Source organism: Delftia sp. CH05 (genome assembly GCF_009827015.1).
In the GTDB taxonomy this organism is placed as follows: domain Bacteria; phylum Pseudomonadota; class Gammaproteobacteria; order Burkholderiales; family Burkholderiaceae_C; genus Comamonas; species Comamonas tsuruhatensis.
On sequence record NZ_WUMG01000018.1, the window covers coordinates 19,014 to 38,959 of the forward strand.

At 69.5% G+C, this 19,946-nt stretch carries 18 protein-coding genes; 8 read left to right on the forward strand and 10 right to left on the reverse strand.

Annotated features, from left to right (window positions below):
* Nucleotides 1-6: 6 nt before the first annotated feature.
* Nucleotides 7-1,638, forward strand: a complete 1,632-nt coding sequence (locus GRX31_RS15690; protein WP_160853519.1) for a gamma-glutamyltransferase family protein — start codon at nt 7-9, stop codon at nt 1,636-1,638.
* Nucleotides 1,639-1,663: 25 nt separating this feature from the next.
* On the opposite strand, the gene GRX31_RS15695 is transcribed toward GRX31_RS15690, so the two are convergent.
* Together GRX31_RS15695 and GRX31_RS15700 are read right to left on the reverse strand one after the other, a co-directional pair.
* On the reverse strand, nt 1,664-2,659 hold the full coding sequence (locus GRX31_RS15695) for a tripartite tricarboxylate transporter substrate binding protein (protein ID WP_013801717.1): 996 nt from the start codon (nt 2,657-2,659) through the stop codon (nt 1,664-1,666).
* A 26-nt stretch (nt 2,660-2,685) separates the two neighbouring features.
* On the reverse strand, nt 2,686-3,576 hold the full coding sequence (locus GRX31_RS15700) for an amidohydrolase family protein (RefSeq protein WP_160853521.1): 891 nt from the start codon (nt 3,574-3,576) through the stop codon (nt 2,686-2,688).
* A 70-nt stretch (nt 3,577-3,646) separates the two neighbouring features.
* Between GRX31_RS15700 and GRX31_RS15705 the strand changes: the two genes are divergently transcribed.
* The 3 genes from GRX31_RS15705 to GRX31_RS15715 all read left to right on the forward strand — a co-directional run bounded on the left by GRX31_RS15705 (nt 3,647) and on the right by GRX31_RS15715 (nt 6,610).
* A complete protein-coding gene (locus GRX31_RS15705; protein ID WP_160853523.1) occupies nt 3,647-4,645 on the forward strand; it encodes a LysR family transcriptional regulator in 999 nt (332 codons plus the stop codon).
* 51 nt (nt 4,646-4,696) lie between these two features.
* Entirely contained in the window at nt 4,697-5,902 is a 1,206-nt protein-coding gene (locus GRX31_RS15710; RefSeq protein WP_016448243.1) for an MFS transporter, read from the forward strand.
* A gap of 78 nt (nt 5,903-5,980) precedes the next feature.
* On the forward strand, nt 5,981-6,610 hold the full coding sequence (locus GRX31_RS15715) for a DUF4124 domain-containing protein (protein ID WP_160853525.1): 630 nt from the start codon (nt 5,981-5,983) through the stop codon (nt 6,608-6,610).
* Nucleotides 6,611-6,673: 63 nt separating this feature from the next.
* Here GRX31_RS15715 and GRX31_RS15720 read toward each other — a convergent pair whose 3' ends face one another.
* The 4 genes from GRX31_RS15720 to GRX31_RS15735 are packed head-to-tail and all read right to left on the reverse strand — an operon-like array spanning nt 6,674 to nt 11,546.
* Complete coding sequence (locus tag GRX31_RS15720; RefSeq protein WP_160853527.1) at nt 6,674-7,819, reverse strand: ABC transporter permease; 1,146 nt, start codon at nt 7,817-7,819, stop codon at nt 6,674-6,676.
* A 1-nt stretch (nt 7,820) separates the two neighbouring features.
* The gene (locus GRX31_RS15725; RefSeq protein WP_160853529.1) at nt 7,821-9,035 is read right to left on the reverse strand and encodes an ABC transporter permease; all 1,215 of its coding nucleotides are present in this window, start codon (nt 9,033-9,035) and stop codon (nt 7,821-7,823) included.
* A gap of 13 nt (nt 9,036-9,048) precedes the next feature.
* Entirely contained in the window at nt 9,049-10,098 is a 1,050-nt protein-coding gene (locus tag GRX31_RS15730; protein WP_016448246.1) for an HlyD family secretion protein, read from the reverse strand.
* Complete coding sequence (locus tag GRX31_RS15735; protein ID WP_160853531.1) at nt 10,095-11,546, reverse strand: TolC family protein; 1,452 nt, start codon at nt 11,544-11,546, stop codon at nt 10,095-10,097. Before GRX31_RS15735 ends, GRX31_RS15730 begins: the two co-directional genes overlap by 4 nt.
* A 283-nt stretch (nt 11,547-11,829) precedes the next feature.
* Between GRX31_RS15735 and argA the strand changes: the two genes are divergently transcribed.
* Nucleotides 11,830-13,176 carry an amino-acid N-acetyltransferase gene (gene argA, locus GRX31_RS15740; RefSeq protein WP_012206372.1) on the forward strand — a complete coding sequence of 449 codons (1,347 nt, stop codon included), beginning with the start codon at nt 11,830-11,832 and terminating at the stop codon, nt 13,174-13,176.
* A gap of 172 nt (nt 13,177-13,348) precedes the next feature.
* Here the strand turns inward: argA and bla are convergent, their stop codons facing one another.
* The gene (gene bla / locus GRX31_RS15745) at nt 13,349-14,260 is read right to left on the reverse strand and encodes a class A beta-lactamase (RefSeq protein ID WP_160853533.1); all 912 of its coding nucleotides are present in this window, start codon (nt 14,258-14,260) and stop codon (nt 13,349-13,351) included.
* A 109-nt stretch (nt 14,261-14,369) separates the two neighbouring features.
* Here bla and GRX31_RS15750 point away from each other — a divergent pair, with 109 nt between their 5' ends.
* The 3 genes from GRX31_RS15750 to GRX31_RS15760 all read left to right on the forward strand — a co-directional run bounded on the left by GRX31_RS15750 (nt 14,370) and on the right by GRX31_RS15760 (nt 16,746).
* A complete protein-coding gene (locus tag GRX31_RS15750) occupies nt 14,370-15,227 on the forward strand; it encodes a LysR family transcriptional regulator (protein WP_012206374.1) in 858 nt (285 codons plus the stop codon).
* 93 nt (nt 15,228-15,320) lie between these two features.
* Complete coding sequence (locus GRX31_RS15755) at nt 15,321-15,992, forward strand: glutathione S-transferase (RefSeq protein WP_016453271.1); 672 nt, start codon at nt 15,321-15,323, stop codon at nt 15,990-15,992.
* A gap of 106 nt (nt 15,993-16,098) precedes the next feature.
* A complete protein-coding gene (locus tag GRX31_RS15760) occupies nt 16,099-16,746 on the forward strand; it encodes a LysE family translocator (RefSeq protein ID WP_016453272.1) in 648 nt (215 codons plus the stop codon).
* 41 nt (nt 16,747-16,787) lie between these two features.
* On the opposite strand, the gene GRX31_RS15765 is transcribed toward GRX31_RS15760, so the two are convergent.
* Genes GRX31_RS15765 through GRX31_RS15775 form a run of 3 tightly spaced genes read right to left on the reverse strand, consistent with a single transcriptional unit; the run spans nt 16,788 to nt 19,940 of the window.
* A complete protein-coding gene (locus GRX31_RS15765; protein WP_012206377.1) occupies nt 16,788-17,744 on the reverse strand; it encodes a sugar-binding transcriptional regulator in 957 nt (318 codons plus the stop codon).
* A gap of 45 nt (nt 17,745-17,789) precedes the next feature.
* Nucleotides 17,790-18,911 carry an alcohol dehydrogenase catalytic domain-containing protein gene (locus tag GRX31_RS15770; RefSeq protein WP_160853535.1) on the reverse strand — a complete coding sequence of 374 codons (1,122 nt, stop codon included), beginning with the start codon at nt 18,909-18,911 and terminating at the stop codon, nt 17,790-17,792.
* Between the two features lie 48 nt (nt 18,912-18,959).
* A complete protein-coding gene (locus GRX31_RS15775; protein ID WP_016448253.1) occupies nt 18,960-19,940 on the reverse strand; it encodes an ABC transporter permease in 981 nt (326 codons plus the stop codon).
* Between the last annotated feature and the right edge of the window lie 6 nt (nt 19,941-19,946).

The window sequence follows — 19,946 nt, forward strand, 5'->3', positions numbered from 1 at the left end:
TCTTTCATGCACGCCTCTTCCTCACCCTTCACTCCCGGCAACCCCTACGACTCCAGGCGGGTGCCCGTGTTCGCGCGCAATGCCGTGTCCACCTCCCACCCGCTGGCGGCGCAGGCCGGCCTGCGCATGCTGTGGGCAGGAGGCAACGCGGTGGACGCGGCCATTGCGGCGGCGGCGGCCATGACCATCGTCGAGCCGGTGAGCAACGGCCTGGGCTCGGACGCCTTCTGCATCCTCTGGGATGGCAAGGAGCTGCACGGACTCAACGCCAGCGGCCGCGCACCGCAGGGCTGGGCGCCCGAGTACTTCCACCAGCGCTACGGCCGCCAGGACAAGCCGCCGCGCCGGGGCGTGGACTCCATCACCGTGCCGGGCGCCGTCAGCGCCTGGGTGGCCCTGCACGAGCGCTTCGGCAAGCTGCCCTTTGACGCGCTGATGGAGCCGGCCGCCGAGATCGCCGAGCGCGGCTACCTGGTGCCGCCCGTGGTCCAGCAGAAATGGGCCGCAGGCGCGCCCGAGCTGCAATCGCAGCCGGGGTTCAGGGAAAGCTTCCTGCCCCGGGGCCGCGCGCCTGAGGTGGGCGAGCTGTTTTGCTTTCCCGCCGCAGCGCGCGCCCTGCGCGCCATTGGCGCCACGCGCGGCAAGGCCTTCTATGAAGGCGAGATTGCCCGGGCCGTGACCTCGTTCGTGCAGCAGCACGGCGGCTGCCTGGGCATGGCCGACATGGCCGCGCACGAGGTGCAATGGGTGCAGCCGCTGGCCAAGGACTATCGCGGCCACACGCTGCACGAGATCCCGCCGGGCGGGCAAGGCATTGCCGCGCAGATCGCGCTGGGCATTCTGTCCAACTTCGACCTGGCCAGCCTGCCCGTGGATGGCGTGGCCTCCCAGCATCTGCAGATCGAGGCCATGAAGCTGGCCTTTGCCGACATCTACCGCTACGTGGCCGACGCGGACATGGAGGTGACGCCCGCACAGATGCTCGACGACGCCTACCTGGCCTCGCGCGCCAAGCTCATCGATCCGCGCCGTGCGCAGGACTTCAAGGCCGGCAACCCCGTGCGCGGCGGCACCATCTACCTGACGGCGGCCGACGAGAACGGCATGATGGTCAGCTTCATCCAGAGCAACTTCTCGGGCTTTGGCTCGGGCGTGGTGGAGCCGACCTTCGGCATCAGCCTGCAAAACCGCGGCCACGGCTTCGGCACCGACCCCCAGCACCCCAACCGCGCCAACCTGGTGGGCCCGGGCAAGCGCCCCTTCCACACCATCATTCCGGCCTTCCTGACCCGCGACGGCCAGCCCGTGATGAGCTTCGGCGTCATGGGCGGCAACATGCAGCCCCAGGGCCACATGCAGACTGTGGTGCGCATGCTGGACTACCGCCAGTCGCCCCAGGCGGCCTGCGATGCGCCGCGCTGGCGCGTCAACGAAGGCCTGGCCATCAACGTGGAAGGCGGCATGGAGCCGGCCACCATCGCCGGCCTGCAGGCGCTGGGCCACCAGGTGGAGGTCATCCACGACCCCTACCAGGACTTCGGCGCCGGCCAGTTCATCTGGCGCATGGGCGATCCCGCCGTGGAGGGCTACCAGATCGCCAGCGACCCGCGCCGCGACGGGCTGGCGGCCGGGTACTAGAGGAACGGGAAAGTGCGCGCGGCGGCTACTCCGCGCGCAGGCGCCCCTGCCGGGTCAGCCGCGCCGCCAGCGCGGCTTCTTCGCTGACCAGGCGCTGCAGCACAGCCGCGCTGGCCGGGAAGGGCTCGCTGCCCAGCTCGCGGATCAGGCGGCTGAACTCCGGGTCGGCCACAGACTGGGAGATCCAGCCATACAGGCTGTCCACGCTGGCCGTGGGCGCACCCTTGGGCGCGAACACGCCCACGAAGGTGGTGGCATCGAACACCGGCAGGCCCAGCTGGGCCAGGTCGGGCACATCGGCCAGCCCGCCCCCGGCGCGCGGCCCCAGCACGAACAGCGCGCGCAGGGCGCCGCTCTTGATATGCGGCGTGGAGCTGGTGATCTGGTCCACCACGGCGTCGATCTGCCCGCCGATCAAATCGACCAGGGCCGGCCCCGATCCCTTGTAGGGCACGGGATTGACGCGCACCTTCACCGCATCTTCCAGCTGCAGCACGGCCAGGTGATTGGGCGAGCCCGGGCCGGCATGGCCCACGGTCACGCTACCATCCTTGGCCTTCATCGCCTTGATGAAATCGGCAGCGGTCTTGAAGCGCGCGTCGTTGGCGCGCACCACCACGACCACGGGCGTGCGGCTGACCACGGCAATGGGCGCAAAGCTGTCGGCGCGGTAGGGCAGCTTGATCATCTCGGGCAAGGTGCCCAACTGGCCCGGCGTGGCCACCAGCAGCGTATGCCCGTCCGGCTCGGCGCGCGCCACCCAGCCCGAACCCACGGCACCACCGCCGCCCGCACGGTTGTCCACGATCACGGACTGCCCCGCATGCCGGGCCAGCGGAATGCCCAGCGTGCGGGCCACGATGTCCACGTTGCCGCCCGGCGCAAAGGGCACGACCAGCGTGAGCGGCTTGGCCGGAAATGCGCGCGCCTGCACTGCCGATGCAGCCGATGCCGCAGCCAGCGCCGCGAAAGATACCGCCGTGCGGATAAAGCCTCTGCGGCCCGATGTGATTCGATTCATTTTCTCTGTCTCCTGCTATTTGAAAATCAATGACCCCAATACAGGCGCGCGGGGTTATCGACCAATACCGTGTGCCTGTATTCCTCTGGAACCCAATCCACCAATGCCCGCGCCAATTCGCCAGCGGAATTCGAACGGGCCTTTATTCCGGGATGCGGCCAGTCCGACCCCCATACGATCCGGTGCGGATTGGCCTGCACCAGGGCATGTGCAATGGGAACCACGGCCGGGTCCACGGCCGATGCCGTTGCCGATATCCGGTAGGCGCCCGAGAACTTCACCCAGGCCCGGCCTTCCTTCATCAGCGCCTGCAGGTTGCGGCTGCCCGGCCCGCCGGCGCCCAGCTGGCGCGACGGGTGGCCGAAGTGATCCACCACCACGGCCACGCCCATGTCGGCCACGCGCTGCGCCAGGCCAGGGTCTTCATCCACGTTCACCAGCAATTGCACATGCCAGCCCAGGCCCCGGATGCGGTCGGCCACGGCCCGCAGGCTGGAGACGGAGACCCCGCCCGAAAACAGCGCATTGCACCGTGCGCCCCGCACGCCCAGGGCGTGCAGCGCTTCGATCTCTGTATCCGGCGTGTCCTCGTAGATCACGGCCACGCCCCGCATGCGGCCCGCCTCGGCATGGCGCAGCGTCTGCTTGAGAAGGCCGTGATCGCAGCCATACACGCTGGGCTGGACCAGAACGCAGCGGTCCACGCCCAATGGGCGAAAGGCCTTCCAATAACCGTCCATGGACGCGACAGCCGGTGTATAGGCGCGTTCCGCAATCAACGGAAAATCATCGGAACGACCAAATACATGGAAATGGGTATCGCAGGAATTTTCTGGAAACAGATATTGTTCCGCTGGATTTTCTGCTGCGTCGCAATCACCGGCACAGCGGTTGAAACTGGGTGAATTCATGGGCATTCATTTCAAAGCTGGTGCATTGTCGTGACGCACGTAAAATTCAGTCAAGCTCATCTTTGTCATCATCAAAATGAACAGTATTCAACATGCAGACGGCGCGCCCCGGGCTCCGGTCAACCTGCGCAGCATCGACCTCAACCTGCTGGTGATCTTCGAGGCCCTGGTGGAAGAACGCAGCGTGGGCAAGGCCGCCGCGCGGCTGGGCATCACCTCCTCGGCCGTCAGCCATGCGCTGCGCCGGCTGCGCACCCAGTTCAACGACCCGCTGCTGCTGCGCACGGCCGAAGGCATGGCGCCCACGCCCGAGGCCGTGCGCCTGGCGCGCAGCTTCCGCAAGGCCTTCAGCGAGATCGAAAGCGCCATCGAAGTCAGCGGCGCCTTCGACCCTGCCACGGCGCGGCGCAACTTCCATCTGCGCCTGTCCGACTACGTGGGCGTGCTGCTGCTGCCGCAGCTGTGCATCCATCTGCGCGCCGTGGCGCCGGGCATCAGCCTGTCGGTGCAGTCCTTCGACGGCCGCCAGCCCTCGGACCGCGTCGAGTACGAAGGCGTGGAAATCCGCCTTTCCGTCTCGCGCGGGCGCTCGGTGCTGTCGGCGTCACGGCGCCTGCTGGACGACCAGTGGATGGTGCTGATGCGCAAGGACCATCCGGCCGCCGCCTCCCCGCTCACGCTGGAAAAATACCTGGAGCAAGGCCACCTGAAGGTCACGGGCGTGGGCAGCAGCATCGTGGACGAGCTCCTGGCCGAGCGCGGGCTGGCGCGGCGCGTGATGTTCCAGGTGCCCACCTGGCTGGGCATGGTGCCCGTCATCGAATCCACCGACCTGGTGGCCGCCATGCCCGCGCACTGGATGCACAGCGTGCTGTCCGGCTCCAACTGCGTGGCGCGCCCCATGCCCCTGCCCGAGCTGGCCCTGTCCATCGACGCCGTCTGGCATCCGCGCAACGACCATGACGCGGGGCACAAATGGTTCAGGGAGCTGATCCACCAGATCTTCCAGGAGGCGTACAGCAAATCCCTGCTCCAGCAGCGCCTGGACAGGGCTGGCACACGGAACAACGCTTAACCCAGCCCTCATGCTTTTCGGTGAAGATGCGGTCTTTCCGCCGCACAAGCCATGACACCAGAACAACACACTCCAGCGCTGCAGCGCCGCAACCTCGGCCTGCTCGTGGCCGCGCAATCGCTGGGGGGCGCGTCGCCACCCATCATCATTTCGCTGGGCGGCCTGGTAGGGCAGCAGCTGTCCACCAATCCCACGGCCACCACGCTGCCGGTCAGCATCTACCAGTTGGGCCTGGCGCTGTCCACGCTGCCTGCGGCCTGGCTGATGCAGCGCATGGGGCGGCGCACGGCCTATGTGCTGGGCGCCATCCTGGGCGTGGTCTCGGGCGTGATCGCCGCCCAGGGCATTGCGCACTCCGATTTCGTGACCTTCTGCATCGGCACGGCGCTGGCGGGCTTTTACGCGGCCTGCGTGCAGAGCTACCGCTTCGCGGCCACCGACGCCATGACCGACCCCGCCGAGCAGGCTCGCGCCATCTCGCGCGTGATGATCGGCGGGCTGATCGCGGCCATCATCGGCCCGCAGGTGGTGATCTGGACGCGCGACGCCCTGCCCATGACGCCGTTCGCCGGCAGCTTCTACAGCCAGGCCGTGCTCGCCCTGCTGGCCCTGCCGCTGCTGCTGGGCCTGAAGCTGCCGCCGCCCCAGGCCCGCGCCGTGGCGGGCGAGGCCCGGCCGCTGGCCGAGATTGCGCGCACGCCGCAGTTCATCGTGGCGGCTTCGGCCGGCGTGGTCAGCTACGGCCTCATGGCCTTTCTGATGACGGCCGCGCCCATGGCCATGGTGGGCTGCGGCCACACGGTGGGCGAGGCGGCGCTGGGCATCCAGTGGCATGTGCTGGCCATGTTCGCACCCAGCTTCTTCACGGGCCGGCTGATCGCGCGCTTCGGCAAGCGCCGCATCACGGCGCTGGGGCTGGTGATGATCGCGGCCTCGGCCCTGATGGCGCTGATGGGGCTGGAGCTGCTGCACTTCTGGGGCTCCCTGGTGCTGCTGGGCGTGGGCTGGAACTTCGGCTTCATCGGCGCCACGGCCATGGTCACCGAGTGCTACCGGCCCGCAGAGCGCGCCAAGGTGCAGGCGCTCAACGATTTCCTGGTCTTCGGCACCGTGGCCGTGGCCTCGTTCGGCTCGGGCCAGCTGCTGCACACGGCCGGCTGGGACGGCATCAACACCTGGCTGCTGCCCATCGTGGGCGTGGTGCTGCTGATGCTGGCCATGCAGGGACGGGGTCGCGGCGCGGGCGCGCCGGCCTGAAGTGTGAAGCGCATGTCGGAACGGACGCCATGCCAGGCCATCGAAAATCGTGGTCCATACCTCTTGTGGAGAGAATCCATGCGTGAAGCCATTGCACTGTTGTGCGGCCTGACATTCGCAGTTCCAGCCATGGCGCAGATTTATCAATGCAAGGATCCATCCGGAGAAATGAATTTCTCCGACCGTCCATGCAGCAGCGCGCAAGTCGGCGGCATGATCGAGCGCCGAAAGACGGATGCGGAGATTCTCCAGGAGCGCGCCGAGGCCGCGCAGGCCAACGAGCGCAAATACCGCCAGCAGGCCGCTGAAGCACAGCGGCGCCAGATCGATAGCCAGCAGCGCATGATCGACCAGCAGGCGCAGCAGCCCACGCCTGCATCAGCCTCCCCGGGCTGCAGCCAGGCTCGCAAGGAGCTGGAATTCCTCTCCAGCATCCGCAGCCTCTCCGAAGGCGAAAAGCGCATGCGCATGAATGCGCAGATCTCCAACGTGAACGCATCCTGCGGCACGAATATGCCCTTGCTCCAGGAGCCACCCAAGATTGTCCTGACCCCTCCAGCGGGCACCCGCACCGTAAAGCTCGACCGGTGCAAGGCAGACAGCTGCTTCGACATCAAAGGCAACCTCTATCGCCGGTATCGCGACACCTTGACCGCCTACAACGGGCTGATCTGCGTGCTGGAAGGCGACACGATTCGCTGCGACTGAGCGGCGCCGTCCAACCCATGATGGGACCCGCCAAGGCGGACCTGTGCTGGACGCAGCATCGGTCTACTTGCGGCCATCCCCGGGCAGGTCCGCACGGCGGCTGCCCAGCCAGAGCACGGCCACCCAGCCCAGCAGCGCCAGGGCCAGCAGCACGGACAGATGCCATAGCGCCGCCTCCAGCGGCGCGCCGGCCTGGTTCAGTCGCAGCGAGGCCTGGATGGCCGCCGTGCTGGGCGACAGCCAGCGCAGCGCCTGCAGCAGTTGCGGCAGGGCTTCGGCCGGCCAGCTGAAGCCGCCGACGAAGGCCAGCGGGATGGAGGTGAACAGCACCACCTGCATGGCGCGCTCACGGTTGGCCAGCCACCAGCCCAGCAGCGCCGCCGCTCCCGCCACAGCCGGGACGAAGACGGCCAGCAGCGCCAGCGCACCCCAGGGATTGCCGCCGCGTGGATAGTCGTGCCAGACGAAGATCCAGCCGAAGTAGTACAGGCCCGAGAGCCAGCCCAGCGTGCACAGCGCCAGCAGCCGCGCCAGCCAGGTGCGTGCCGGCGCCCGGTCCAATCCCTGCTCGCGCCAGGTTCCCACCAGCAGCGCGCCGCCCATGAGCAGCGTCTGCTGCAGGATGATGATGGCCACGGCGGCGACGACGAAGCTGCCGTAGCCTTCCGTCGGATTGAACAGGGCCTGCATCTGCAGGTTGACGGGCGAGCGGCTGGCCTGGGCCTGCAATGCGCTCTGTCCGCCGGCCGTCAGGCGCCGCAGCTCCACGCCTGCCGAGACCGTGCCGAAGGCTTCGGCAAAACCGTACTGCACCTGCTTGGCGGCCAGCGGGTAGGCACCGTTGGGATAGACAGGGACCACGGCCTCTTCGCTGCGCACCACGCGGCGCTTGAGGTCGCGCGGCAGCAGCGCGTAGCCCATGACGCGGCCATCCAGCAGGGCCTGCTGCGCCTGGGCCTCGTCGCCCGTGACCAGGGTCACCTCGATGCGCGGGCTGGCCTGGGCAAAGCGCAGCATCTGGCGTGCCAGGCCGCTGCCGTCGTGCTGCACCACGGCCACGGGCACGCGCTGCACGACCTCCTGCCCATAGAACCAGGGATAGAAGAAGCCGTAGAGCACGGGTGCGCCCACCAGCAGCATGAGCACGCCCACGTCGCCGAACACGGCACGCAGGGCGCTGATGAAGTCTTGCGCAAAGCCCCTGGCCATCTCAGCGCCCTCCCCATTTGTCGGGGCGGGAAAGGCCGCGCGCCAGGCCTGCCGTGGCCAGCAGCAGCAACACCAGCGCGGCCAGCAATAGCCCGGCCACCACGGGCAGGCTCTGCACGATGGGCGCGCCCATCTGCAGCTGCTCTATCTGCAGCCGCGCATAGTGGGTATAGGGCATGGACAGGGCCCAGGCACGTGCCGAATCCGGCATGGCCAGCAGCGGAAAACCCACGCCGCTGAACGCAAAGGCCGGCGCCGACAGCAGGCCCGCGCCCGACAGCGCCGTGCGCAGCGACAGCGTGAGCGCCGCCAGCAGCGCCCCCGCCGCCAGGCTCACGGCGATCAGCAGCAGCAGGGCCAGCGCCACCCAGGCCAGGCTGGCAGCGCCCTGCCCCGGATGCCAGCCCCGTCCGGCCGTGAGCCACAGCATGGCCAGCGTACCGCCCAGGCCCAGGCTGGCCCAGGACAGCGCCAGCTTGCCCGCCAAGGCGCCCGCAATGGCGCTCCAGCCGGGCTTTCCCGGGCCCGCAGCCTCGGCCATCCACTGGCCCAGCGTGCGGTCGCGCAGCTCGCGCCCCACGGACCAGGCGCCGGCCGTCATGCCCAGGATGTGCAGCAGCGCGGGAATCAGCGCCGCCGCCAGGAACTGCTCGTAATTGGCGGAGATGTTGAACAGCGACACCAGGTTGGTGCGTATGGGCTCCATGCGCACGCGCAGCGCCTGGGCCGGGTCGCCGCGCTTGGCACGGGCCTGCATTTCCACGCCGGCCGACAGCGTTCCCACCACCTGACGCAGGTCGCGCTGGATCAGGCTGGAATGCGTGGCCAGCTGGGCGTTGTGCATGAGCACCACGTCGGCCCCCTGGCCCCGCTTGATGTCGCGCGCAAAGCCGGGCGGGATCTGCACCACGGCATAGGCATTCATGGACTGCAGCGCCCATTGCGCCTCCGAGGCATTGAGCGCCTGCGACTGCACGGCCAGGCCCGGCGTGGCATCCAGCATGCGCACCAGCTGGCGCGACAGGGCGCTGTGGTCCTGGTCCCAGACAGCGACGGGCAGGCGCTGGACCAGGCCTGCCGAGAAGATCCAGACCATGAGCAGCAGCGCCAGCAGCGGCACCCAGCTGACCATGGCCAGGTCCCAGGGCCGTCCGCGCAGCAGACGCCATTCGCGCCGCAGGCTGGCGGCAAAGGCCGTGGGCGGGTTCGCGCTCACTGCCGCCGGCCGCTCAACGGCCGCCTTCCACGACCACGCTCATGCCGGGCCGCGCGCCTGCAATGGGCTGCTGCGGCCGCGCGCGGACCTCGAAGGTGCGCGCATCGAAGCCCTGGCCGGCGCGCGTCGCGCGCCAGGTGGCGAAGTCGGGCAGCACACCCAGGTAGTAGACCTCGAAGCCGGCCTCGCGGTTGTCCAGGCCCGGCAGGCGGCCGGTGAAGCGGCTGCCCTGGGCAAAGCGTGCAAGCTGGTCCTCGCGCACATTGAGCACCACCCACTGGTCGGCCAGGTCCACCACGGTGACCACGGCCACGCCCTGCGGGGACAGCTCGCCCTGGCGGGCCAGCACCTGGACCACCTCGCCGCCCACGGGGCTGCGCAGCTCGGTCTCGGCACGCGCGGCCTCCACCTCGGCGACCACGCCCTGCACCTGGCGTGCCTGGGCCTGGGCGGCACTGCGATCCTCCTGGCGCGCGCCCGAAGCCGCCATTTCATATTGCGCGCGCGCAGCCAGCGCCTGGTCGCGCGAGGCGCGCCAGTTGGCATCGGCTTCATCGCGCTTCTGGGCCGCAACCAGTCCCTGGTCGAACAGGCTTTGCACGCGGCGCAGCGAGGTCTGGGCCAGGTCGGCGGCCGTCTGGGCGCGCTGCCAGTTCAGGCGCGCCATCTGCACTTCCTGCGGGCGTGCGCCGGCCTGCGCCTTGTCGGCCTGGGCCTGGGCGGCATCGCGCGCGGCCTCGGCCTGGGCCAGCTTGGCGCGCACCTCGGGGCTATCCATCTCCACCAGCAGATCGCCGGGCTGGATCTTCTGGCCTTCGGTGACCCGCACCTTGGCGATGCGCGCCGTGACCTTGGGCGCGATGTCGGTCTCGCGTGCCTCCATCTGGCCCTGGAAATACAGGGGGGCGGGCTGCGCCGCACGCCAAAAGCCCCAGGCCACGAGCAGCAGCACGGCCAGCACGATGGCCAGGGCCAGCCAGGGGCGCCTGCGCCCCGGCGGCACGGGCGCGGGGCCGGGTGCTTCGGTGGCGCTGCGGGGATGATCGGGCGTGGCTGTGCTCATGGTGCGTCGGGTGGGATCTGTATGTCGGCCTGGGCCATGAATCGGTCGAATTCCTCGCTCTGGCCCGTGCTCTCCAGCAGTGCGGCCAGGGCCTGCACATACTGGTTGGCCAGTTCGGCACGCTGGGTCTGGACCTTGGCGAGATTGAGGCTGGCATCGATCAGGTCCAGCGTGGTGCTGGTGCCTTCCCGCAGGCCGGCCTCGCGCAGCCGCAGCAGCTCGCGAGCAAGATCCTCCTGGGCCTGCTGGGCCTGGTACTGGCGGCGTGCCTGCTCCACGCCCAGCCAGTTCTTCTCGACCAGCAGCGCGATGTCGCTGAGCGCCTGGGCTTGGGTCAGCTCGGCCTGCTCGATCTTGCGCTGCGAGGAGGCGGCCAGCGCATCGCGGTCGATGCTGTCCCACAGCGTCCAGCGCACGGCCACGCCTGCCACCCAGTTGGGCTTGCCGCTGGTGTTGACCTCGCGCGAACCGAAGGCCAGCAGCTGCGGCCGGCGCAGCGCCTCCTGGGCGTCGTGCAGGGACTCCGCCTGGCGCTTCTTGGCCTGGACCTTGTCCAGACCCGGATGGTGCGACTGGGCCGCGGCGACAAAGCCGTCCAGCGGCGGCAAAGGCCGGCTGCTGACGAACAGCGGCGTGCTGGGCAGCACCTGCCGCTGCGCCTTGACCGTGCGCGCCAGCGCCGCTGCGGCCAGGTCTGCGTCGTCGCGCGATTTGCGCGCCTGCTGCTCGGCGTCGGCCAGCGCGGCACGGGCCTGCAGGCGCTCCAGCCGGGAGATCACGCCCGCCTTGAGCATGCTTTGCGCGGCCGCGTCATGCACGCGCACGCCCTCAAGCGCACGCTCGCGCAGCCGTGCGGCCCGCTCGGCCAGCTGGGCGCCGAAGTAGCGCTGCACCAGCAGCGAATGCAGGGCGTGGCTGCTGCTGGCGGCATCGGCCAGGGCTTCGTCGGTGGCAGCGTCCAGGCCACTGCGCACCGCATCGGACAGGCCGCCCAGGTACAGCGGCCAGACCAGGGACAGGCTGGCCGAGGCATTCGTGCTCTTGCGCTGCAAGGCATAGGAGGTGGGCAGTTGCGGCAGCGAGGGAATGGCCGGCCCCACCGAGGGCGGCAGCTGGCCGAGGACGCCGTCCAGGGTGCGCCGCGCAGGATCGAGATCGATGTCGGCATTGGCCGAGTAGCGGTAGCCCAGGCCCGTGATGGCCACGGAAGGCCCGCCCAGCCCCTGCGTACCCTGGCGTCTGAGCCGCGCGCTTTCCACGGCCTTGGCCGAGGCGGCCAGCTGGTCGGAGCCCTGCAGCAGCGCCTGGCGGGCCTGCACGAAGCTCATCGCGGCGGCAGCCTGGAAGGCCGGAGCCTCCCCTGCAGCCTGGGCCGCCCCTGCGACCATGCCCAGCGCCGCCAGCCACGGCACAAGGCGCGCGGGCCGCGCAAGCAACGGAAAAAACATGGAAGCGCTCAATGGCATGAATGGGGGCGCCTTGCGTGGTTCACCGATGGTGGCGAAGCTTACACGGGCTTGCAGGCGGGCCCCCGTCGGACAAGGTCCTGTGCCTTGTGCCCCCGGCACCGTGCAGCAGGGCCGATTTGCGTGGCGTTCCATCCCATTTCTGTGCGCAGGTGCCGCGCCATGCCGCTACACTGGCGCCTGCCTGCGCGAGCATGTCCTGGCGGACCTGTCCGCAGGCCTTTTTTTTCTGCCCGGCATCGGCCCGATGCCCCGACTGACCACCATGTCCACCGTCTTCAACTTCACCTTCGTCCCCTGGTTCCGGTCCGTGGCTCCCTATATCCACAAGTTCCGACACCAGACCTTTGTGGTGGGACTGACGGGCGAGGCCATCGCATCGGGCAAGCTCAGCTCCATCGTCCAGGACCTGGCCATGATCCAGGCCATGGGCGTGAAGATCGTGCTGGTCCATGGCTTCCGTCCCCAGGTCAACGAACAGCTTGCCGCCAAGGGCCATGAGGCCCAGTACTCGCGCGGCGTGCGCATCACCGACTCCGTGGCGCTGGACTGCGCCCAGGAAGCCGCTGGCCAGCTGCGCTACGAGATCGAGGCCGCCTTCAGCCAGGGCCTGCCCAACACGCCCATGGCCGGCGCGCGGGTGCGGGTGATCTCGGGCAACTTCCTCACGGCGCGGCCCGTGGGCATCGTGGACGGCGTGGATTTCAAGCATTCGGGCCTGGTGCGCAAGGTCGATGTCAGCGGCATCCGCAGCGCCCTGGACATGGATGCCATGGTGCTGATGTCGCCCTTCGGCTTCTCGCCCACCGGCGAGGCCTTCAACCTGAGCATGGAAGAGGTGGCCACGCGCGTGGCCATCGAGCTGAAGGCCGACAAGCTGATCTTCATGACCGAGGTGCCGGGCATCCGCATGGACCCCACGGGCCCGGCCGATGAGACCAACCCCATCGACACCGAGCTGCCGCTGGCCACGGCCCGCCGCATGCTGGCCGAGCTGCCCACGCCCGAGCAGCCCACGGACACGGGCTTTTACCTGCAGCACTGCGTGCATGCCTGCGAGCACGGCGTGGAGCGCAGCCACATCCTGCCCTTCGCCATCGACGGCGCGCTGCTGCTGGAGATCTATGTGCACGACGGCATCGGCACCATGATCATCGACGAGAAGCTGGAAGAGCTGCGCGAGGCCACGCCCGACGACGTGGCCGGCATCATCCAGCTGATCGAGCCCTTCGAGAAGGACGGCACCCTGGTCAAGCGCAGCCGCACCGAGATCGAGCGCGACATCGCCCACTACACCATCATCGAACACGATGGCGTGATCTTCGGCTGCGCCGCGCTCTACCCCTATCCCAGCGCCAGGACGGCCGAGATGGCGGCCGTCACCGTCTCGCCCAAGAGCCAGGGCACGGGCGATGGCGAGAAGCTGCTCAAGCGCATAGAGCAGCGCGCCAAGGCCCAGGGCCTGGACAGCCTGTTCGTGCTGACCACGCGCACCATGCACTGGTTCATCAAGCGCGGCTTCCAGCCCGTGGACCCCGACTGGCTGCCCGAGGCGCGCAAGGCCAAGTACAACTGGGACCGCAAAAGTCAGGTCCTGGTCAAGAAGTTGTAACCCCCTGAGGCGCTGTGCGCCTTCCCCCTCACGAGGGGGGCATACGGGCGGCCGGCGACACCCTCGGTGCGGGGGCGGCGCGGCCGGCCCAGGCCCTTCCTCGGTGTCTCTCGTCTTCAGGCCGCGCCAATTTTTTTGAAATCGCCCAAATCAAGCGACATGGTGGCGCAACTCAGCCTTGCACTGCTGCCTGCCAGCGTGCGGCCGCCTTGCCGGCCGCTGCCAGCGCCGCATCGCGCTGCGGCGCGTCGGCCGGGCATTCGGTGAGGTAGCCCGTCACCAGCAGCGGTGCGCTTTGCGGCGTGGGCCAGGCGATGACGGCATCGTTGGCCGTGCCGCGATCGCCGGTGCCCGTCTTTCCACCCACGCGCCAGCCGGCCGGCATGCCCGCGCGCAGGCGCTTGTCGCCCGTGCGGCTGGCCACCAGCCACTGCTGCAGCAGGGCGCGGCCATGGCCGTCCAGCACCGATCCCAGCAGCAGGCGCTGCATGCTTTGCACCATGGCCAGGGGCGTGGTGGTGTCGCGCTCGTCGCCGGGCAGGCCTTCGTTGAGCTCGGGCTCCATGCGGTCCAGGCGCGTGGTCTCGTCGCCGCTGGCGCGCAGCCACTGCGTCAGCGCCTGCGGGCCGCCGCTGGCGTCCAGCAGCAGGTTGGCTGCGGTGTTGTCGCTGAGCACCACGGCGGCCTCGCACAGCTCAGAGATGGTCATGCCGCCGCCATCACCGGCACGCGGGCCGCTGGCCGGCGAGTAGGGAACCAGCCGGGAGCTGGCGTAGTGCACGCGGCGCGACAGGCGCTCATCGCCCTGCTGCACGCGGTCCAGCACCTGGGCGGCCAGCAGCAGCTTGAAGGTGCTGCACATGACAAAGCGCTCATCGCCGCGGTGGTCCACGCTGGCGCCCGACTCCGCCTCCAGCACGGCCACGCCGAGCCGGCCGCCCACACTTTTCTCGATGCGCGCCAGCTCCGTCCTGAAGGCCTGGTCCGCAGCCCCCTGTTTTTTTGATGGCAGGGCGCAGCCGGCCAGCCCGGTCACCATCCAGGCGGCCGCGCCGCCCGTCATCAGAAAATCGCGTCTTTGCATTGTTTTTCCTTTTCAGTTGCAGATCGACAACCGCAACGATAGCGCCGCGCCCAAGCTGCGACCAGCGTGAATAATTGGCAGCATCCCTTAGAAAAACTATTGGCTCACCATGCAACTGCCCCTCAATGCCCTGCGCATGTTCGATGCGGCCGCGCGCCATCTCAACCTGACGCGGGCGGCCGACGAGCTGTGCGTGACCCAGGCCGCCGTCAGCCAGCACATCCGCAACCTGGAGGAGCGCCTGGGCAAGCCGCTGTTCCGGCGCCTGCCGCGCGGCCTGGCGCTGACCGACGAGGGCCATGCGCTGTGGCCTGCCGTGGCCGAGAGCTTTGCGCGCATAGAGCATTCGCTGCAGCAGGTGGCCGAACCGCGCCCGCGCGAGGTCCTCACCGTGGGCGTGGTCGGCACCTTCGCCATCGGCTGGCTGATTCCCAGGCTGGGCCAGTTCCAGCAGCAGCACCCCTACATCGACCTGCGACTGCTCACGCACAACAACCGCGTGGACCTGGCCGGCGAAGGGCTGGATGCGGCCGTGCGCTTTGGCGACGGCGCCTGGCAGGGCACGCGCGCCGAGCTGCTGCTGCGCGCGCCGCTGACGCCCATGTGCACCCCGGCCCTGGCCCAGCGCCTGCGCCAGCCGGCCGACCTGGCCGGGCAGACGCTGCTGCGCTCGTACCGCCTGCAGGAGTGGGAGAGCTGGTTCGCCACGCTGGACCAGAGCGCGCCGCTGGCGCGCGGGGCCATGTTCGACTCCTCGCTGACGCTGGCCGAGGCGGCCGCCCAGGGCGCGGGCGTGGCCCTGCTGCCGGCGCGCATGTTCCAGCACCTGCTGCAGCAGGGCCGGCTGGTGCGCCCCTTCGAGCAGGAGGTGGACACGGGCGCCTACTGGCTGACCCACCTGCGCTCGCGCGCACCCAGCGCGGCGCTCAAGACCTTCAGGCAATGGCTGCTGGCGCAGCTGCAATAGCCACGGACGCCCGCGGCAAGACCCGCAGGCCGCCCGACTTTGGCCCCGGCGCTATCATCTGCCGCTTTTGGCCCCTAGCCCCGTCCCCGCTCCATGACCCAGACCCTGCCGGTTCTCTACTCGTTTCGCCGCTGCCCCTACGCCATCCGCGCCCGCCTGGCGCTGGCCCATGCCGGCCTGGCCTGCGAGCTGCGCGAAATCAACCTGCGCAACAAGCCGCAGGCGCTGCTCGATGCATCGCCCAAGGGCACGGTGCCCGTGCTGGTGCTGGAGGACGGCCGCGTGATCGAGCAGAGCCTGGATGTCATGCTGCACGCGCTGCGCGCCAATGACCCGGACGGCTGGCTGGCACCGACCAGCGGCTCGCTGCAGGACATGCTGGCGCTGATCGAGCGCAACGACGGCTTTTTCAAGCACGCCCTGGACCGCTGCAAGTACCCCGAGCGCTATACGGCCGAAGAGGTCAACCACGCCCAGGCCGATGCCCTGACCTGGCTGGCCGAGCTGGACGACCAGCTGGAGGCCACCGGCTACCTGTTCGGCCAGAACCCCAGCCTGGCCGACATGGCGCTGCGCCCCTTCGTGCGCCAGTACGCGCGCATCGACGAGTCGCAATGGAACGAGCAGCCCTGGCCGCACCTGCAGGCCTGGCTGCAGCGCTGGATCGATTCGGCCCTGTTCGCCGAAGTGATGGAAACCTACCCGGGCTGGGTGCCCGGCACGCGCGGCCCGGTCTTTGCCGCCGGCGGCGTGGGCAGCGACTGACGCCTGCCCGCCCCGTGTGCCCTGCCCCGGGTCGGCAGGGGCTGCGCAAGGCAGGCAAAGCTGGCACAGTGGCAGGCTGTTGCCAACCGCATGAGCCTTCGCCGACATGACCCTCGCCACCCTGCTCGTCTTCTCCCTGGTCGCGCTGATCGCGATCATCACCCCCGGTCCCACCGTGCTGCTGGCCCTGGCCAATGGCTCGCGCCACGGCGTGCGCCGCGCCCTGCCGGGCATGCTGGGCGCCGTGCTGTCGGACTTCGTGCTGGTCGGCGCTGTCGCGCTGGGCCTGGGCGCGCTGCTGGCGGCCTCGGAGTTCTGGTTCTCGGTGGTCAAGTGGGCGGGAGCGGCGTACCTGGCCTGGCTGGGCCTGCGCATGCTGCGCAGCCAGGGCGGATCGCTGTCGGCACCCCAGGGTGACGGCAAGGCAGAGGCCGGCGCCGACGGCTACAGCGCCCGCACCGTGCTGCTCAAGTCGTTCCTGGTCGCCGTGACCAATCCCAAGGGCTACCTGTTCTGCTCGGCCCTGCTGCCCCAGTTCATCGACCCGGCGGCCGCCCAGGCGCCGCAGTACATCGCCATTGCGCTGGTGTTCGCGCTCATCGATTTCCTGGTGATGCTGGCCTACGCCTTCGCCGGATCACGCGCCGCGCGGCTGCTGCGCGGGCGGGCCGTGATGTGGCTGGACCGCCTGTGCGGCGGCATGCTGCTGGCGCTGGCAGGCTCGCTGGCCTTCTACCGCCGCGCGTCGAACTAGGCGCGCCGCCCAAGAGCCGCGAGCCGCGCCCCCCCGCTGCGTCAGCGCGTCGTCCCCATGACATCGTCCAGCTGCAGCACGGCCGCCGCGTTGGCGGTGGTGGTGGCCAGGGTGTCGATGGCGCCGGTGCGCAGGGCGCCCAGGATGGCCGTGACCTTGCTGGATTCGGCCGCCACGGCGATGACGTTGGGTATGCGCAGCAGGTCCTCGCGGCTCAGGCCGATGACGCGGTCCTGCATGGGGGTTGCGGCCGGCTGGCCGTGGATGTCGATGAAGTCGTAGCCCATCATGTCGCCCACCGTGCCCGCGCGGCGGGCGTCCGAGATCTCCTGCGCGGAAAACCAGCCCATGCGGGCCATGTTGCTGTCCACGCTGACATCGCCCACGCCGATGAGGGCGATGTCGGCGCGGCGCGCCTTGTCCAGGGTGTGCCTGACGGTGTCGTTGTCCAGCAGCGCCTTGCGCAGTTGCGGATCGCCCACCAGGGCCGGCGCATAGAGCGATTCGGACTTGCCGCCAAAACGCGCGGCCAGGCGGCGCGCGATGTGGTCGGCGTTCATCGCCTCCCCGCCACGGTAGGAGCCGCCGATGGCGCTGACGAAGTGGCACTCCCGCCGTGTGGCGGACAGGGCGTGCTCGGAGACCGAGGACACGTTGCGCCCCATGCCCACGGCCACGATGGAGCCGTCGACCAGGATGCGCTCCAGCTCGCTGGCCACCAGGCCTGCCAGCAGTTCGCGCTGCCGGTCGGCATCCTTGTGGTCCACCGCGATCAGTGCGCGCTTGATGTGAAAGCGCTCGGTCAGCTGCCGCTCCAGGTCGGCGGACACCAGCGAATGCGGCCGCACGCGGATCTCGACAATGCCCTCTTCCTGCGCGCGGCGCAGCAGCCGCCCGACGGTGGCGCGCGAGATGCCGAACTCCTTGGACAGTTGGTCCTGCGTGCATCCATCGACGTAGTACAGGGTCGCCAGTCGCGTCAGGTCGCTTTCAGTCAAGGGTGCCTCCAAGGGTGCCGGGAAAGGCGCGCAGTGTAGCGCCGCTCACCGGGCCTCGCCAGCGTGGGGCAGCAGCAGGACCTTGACCGAGTCCATGGAATCGGCCACCCGGATGGCGCTCTCCCACTCCGACAGCGCATAGCGGTGGGTGACGATGCCCTCGGAGGTGACCAGCCCGCGCGCCAGCAGGTCGATGGCGATGGGGTAGCAATGGGCGCTCAGGTGGGCGCCACGCAGGTCCAGCTCCTTTTCCTCGCCGATGATGGACCAGTCCACCGTGGTCTCGCGCCCGAAGACGCTGAACTCCACGAAGCGGCCGAGCTTGCGCACCAGGTCCAGCCCCTGCGTCACGCCCGAGGGCGCGCCCGTGGTCTCTATGTACACATCGCAGCCATAGCCGTCGGTCAGTGCGTGCACGATGGCGCGGGCATCCTCGCACGCGGGGTTGATGGTCACGTCGGCGCCGCAGCGGCGCGCCAGCGCCAGGCGCTGGTCCGACAGGTCCATGACCACCAGCCGGCGCGGCGTCTTCAGGCGCGCCACCTGGGCCATGAGCAGGCCCAGCGTGCCCGCGCCGGCGATGACCACCACATCGTCGAGCTGGATGTCGCCGCGGTTGACGGCATGGATGGCGCAGGACAGCGGCTCGGTGATGGCCGCATCCTCGAAGGCCACGCTCTCGGGAATCCGGTGCACCACGGCGCGGGCGGACAGGCGCATGTACTCGGCCATGCCGCCATCGGCCACCTTGCCCTGGAAGCCGTAGACATCGTGCACCTCGCACATCCAGCGAAAGCCGGTCCTGCAATAGCGGCAGGCATGGCAGGGCACGATCTGCTCGGCGATCACCCGGTCACCCAGCTGCACGCCGTGGTGCTCCTGGGCACCCTCGCCCACCTCCACCACATGGCCCCAGAACTCGTGGCCCGCGATCACCGGCGGGCGCACATAGGCGGGGCGGCCTTTTTCCGGATCTCCCCAGAAGCGCGGCGCGCCAGCCCAGCATTTGCAGTCGCCCGCGCAAATGCCGCAGGAAGCCACGCGGATGACCAGCTCGCGCGGCCCGGCCTGCGGACGCGCGACGCGTTCGAGCCGGTAATCCCTGGGGCCGTGGCAGACCACGGCCAGCATGTTCGTATCGGCGGCGTCAGGCAGGGTGTTTTGCATGGAACTCTCCCGGGTTGCAGATGGTGGACAGGACGTGGGCGCAGCGCTTCATGCCCTGCGGCGTGAACTGTCGAGCAGCACGGCGCCGACGATGATCACGCCCTTGATCAGCTGCTGGTAGTACGAGGACACGCCCAGCAGGTTCAGCCCGTTGTTGATCACGCCGATGAGCAGGGCGCCGACGACCGTGCCGCCCAGGCTGCCCGTGCCGCCCGACAGGCTGGTGCCGCCGATCACCACGGCCGCGATGGCGTCCAGCTCGTAGGACACGCCGGCCTGCGGCAGCGCCGCCGTGGTGCGCGACGCCAGCAAAATGCCGGCCAGCCCCGCGAGCAGGCCGCTGACCACATAGACCAGCAGCACGATGGCGCGGGTGTTGATGCCGCTGGTCTTGGCGCTGCGCAGGTTGCCGCCCACGGCGTAGATATAGCGGCCATACACGGTGTAGCGCAGCACGAAGGCGAACACTGCGACGGCAACGGCAAAGATCACGATGGGCATGGGCACGGGGCCCAGCTGGCCGGCGCCGATGGCAAGAAAGCCGTCGGGCAGCTCGGACACCGGCATGCCGTCGTTGTAGATGTAGGTCAGGCCGCGCGCCGCACTGAGCATGCCCAGCGTGGCCACGAAGGGCGGCACCGCGAACCAGGCCACCAGCAGGCCGTTGACGCCGCCCAGCAGCATGCCCACGCCCAGCCCGGCGCCCACGCTCACCGCCAGCCCCTGGCCATCGGCCGCCAGCCAGGCGCCGACCATGCCGGCCAGCGCCAGGATGGCGCCCACCGACAGGTCGATGCCCGCCGTCAGCACCACGCACGTCATGCCGATGGCCAGGATGCCGTTGATGGAGGTCTGGCGCAGGATGTCGGCCCAGTTGCCCCAGGTCATGAAATGGGGGTTGGCCAGCGCCAGCGCGGCGCACAGCGCAACCAGCGCGATGACCACGCCGTAGCGCTCGCGCAGGCTGCGCAGGTCCAGCGCGCGCCGCCCCAAGAGCGGCGGCGAAGATGCGGCTTGAAGATTCGTCATGGAGGA

What these genes read in the sequence shown, in the direction of transcription:
- GRX31_RS15690 (WP_160853519.1), top strand. Translation starts at nt 7, where the DNA reads ATGCACGCCTCTTCCTCACCCTTCACTCCCGGCAACCCCTACGACTCC.
- GRX31_RS15695 (WP_013801717.1), bottom strand. Translation starts at nt 2,659, where the DNA reads ATGAATCGAATCACATCGGGCCGCAGAGGCTTTATCCGCACGGCGGTA.
- GRX31_RS15700 (WP_160853521.1), bottom strand. Translation starts at nt 3,576, where the DNA reads ATGCCCATGAATTCACCCAGTTTCAACCGCTGTGCCGGTGATTGCGAC.
- GRX31_RS15705 (WP_160853523.1), top strand. Translation starts at nt 3,647, where the DNA reads ATGAACAGTATTCAACATGCAGACGGCGCGCCCCGGGCTCCGGTCAAC.
- GRX31_RS15710 (WP_016448243.1), top strand. Translation starts at nt 4,697, where the DNA reads ATGACACCAGAACAACACACTCCAGCGCTGCAGCGCCGCAACCTCGGC.
- GRX31_RS15715 (WP_160853525.1), top strand. Translation starts at nt 5,981, where the DNA reads ATGCGTGAAGCCATTGCACTGTTGTGCGGCCTGACATTCGCAGTTCCA.
- GRX31_RS15720 (WP_160853527.1), bottom strand. Translation starts at nt 7,819, where the DNA reads ATGGCCAGGGGCTTTGCGCAAGACTTCATCAGCGCCCTGCGTGCCGTG.
- GRX31_RS15730 (WP_016448246.1), bottom strand. Translation starts at nt 10,098, where the DNA reads ATGAGCACAGCCACGCCCGATCATCCCCGCAGCGCCACCGAAGCACCC.
- GRX31_RS15735 (WP_160853531.1), bottom strand. Translation starts at nt 11,546, where the DNA reads ATGTTTTTTCCGTTGCTTGCGCGGCCCGCGCGCCTTGTGCCGTGGCTG.
- argA (WP_012206372.1), top strand. Translation starts at nt 11,830, where the DNA reads ATGTCCACCGTCTTCAACTTCACCTTCGTCCCCTGGTTCCGGTCCGTG.
- bla (WP_160853533.1), bottom strand. Translation starts at nt 14,260, where the DNA reads ATGCAAAGACGCGATTTTCTGATGACGGGCGGCGCGGCCGCCTGGATG.
- GRX31_RS15750 (WP_012206374.1), top strand. Translation starts at nt 14,370, where the DNA reads ATGCAACTGCCCCTCAATGCCCTGCGCATGTTCGATGCGGCCGCGCGC.
- GRX31_RS15755 (WP_016453271.1), top strand. Translation starts at nt 15,321, where the DNA reads ATGACCCAGACCCTGCCGGTTCTCTACTCGTTTCGCCGCTGCCCCTAC.
- GRX31_RS15760 (WP_016453272.1), top strand. Translation starts at nt 16,099, where the DNA reads ATGACCCTCGCCACCCTGCTCGTCTTCTCCCTGGTCGCGCTGATCGCG.
- GRX31_RS15770 (WP_160853535.1), bottom strand. Translation starts at nt 18,911, where the DNA reads ATGCAAAACACCCTGCCTGACGCCGCCGATACGAACATGCTGGCCGTG.
- GRX31_RS15775 (WP_016448253.1), bottom strand. Translation starts at nt 19,940, where the DNA reads ATGACGAATCTTCAAGCCGCATCTTCGCCGCCGCTCTTGGGGCGGCGC.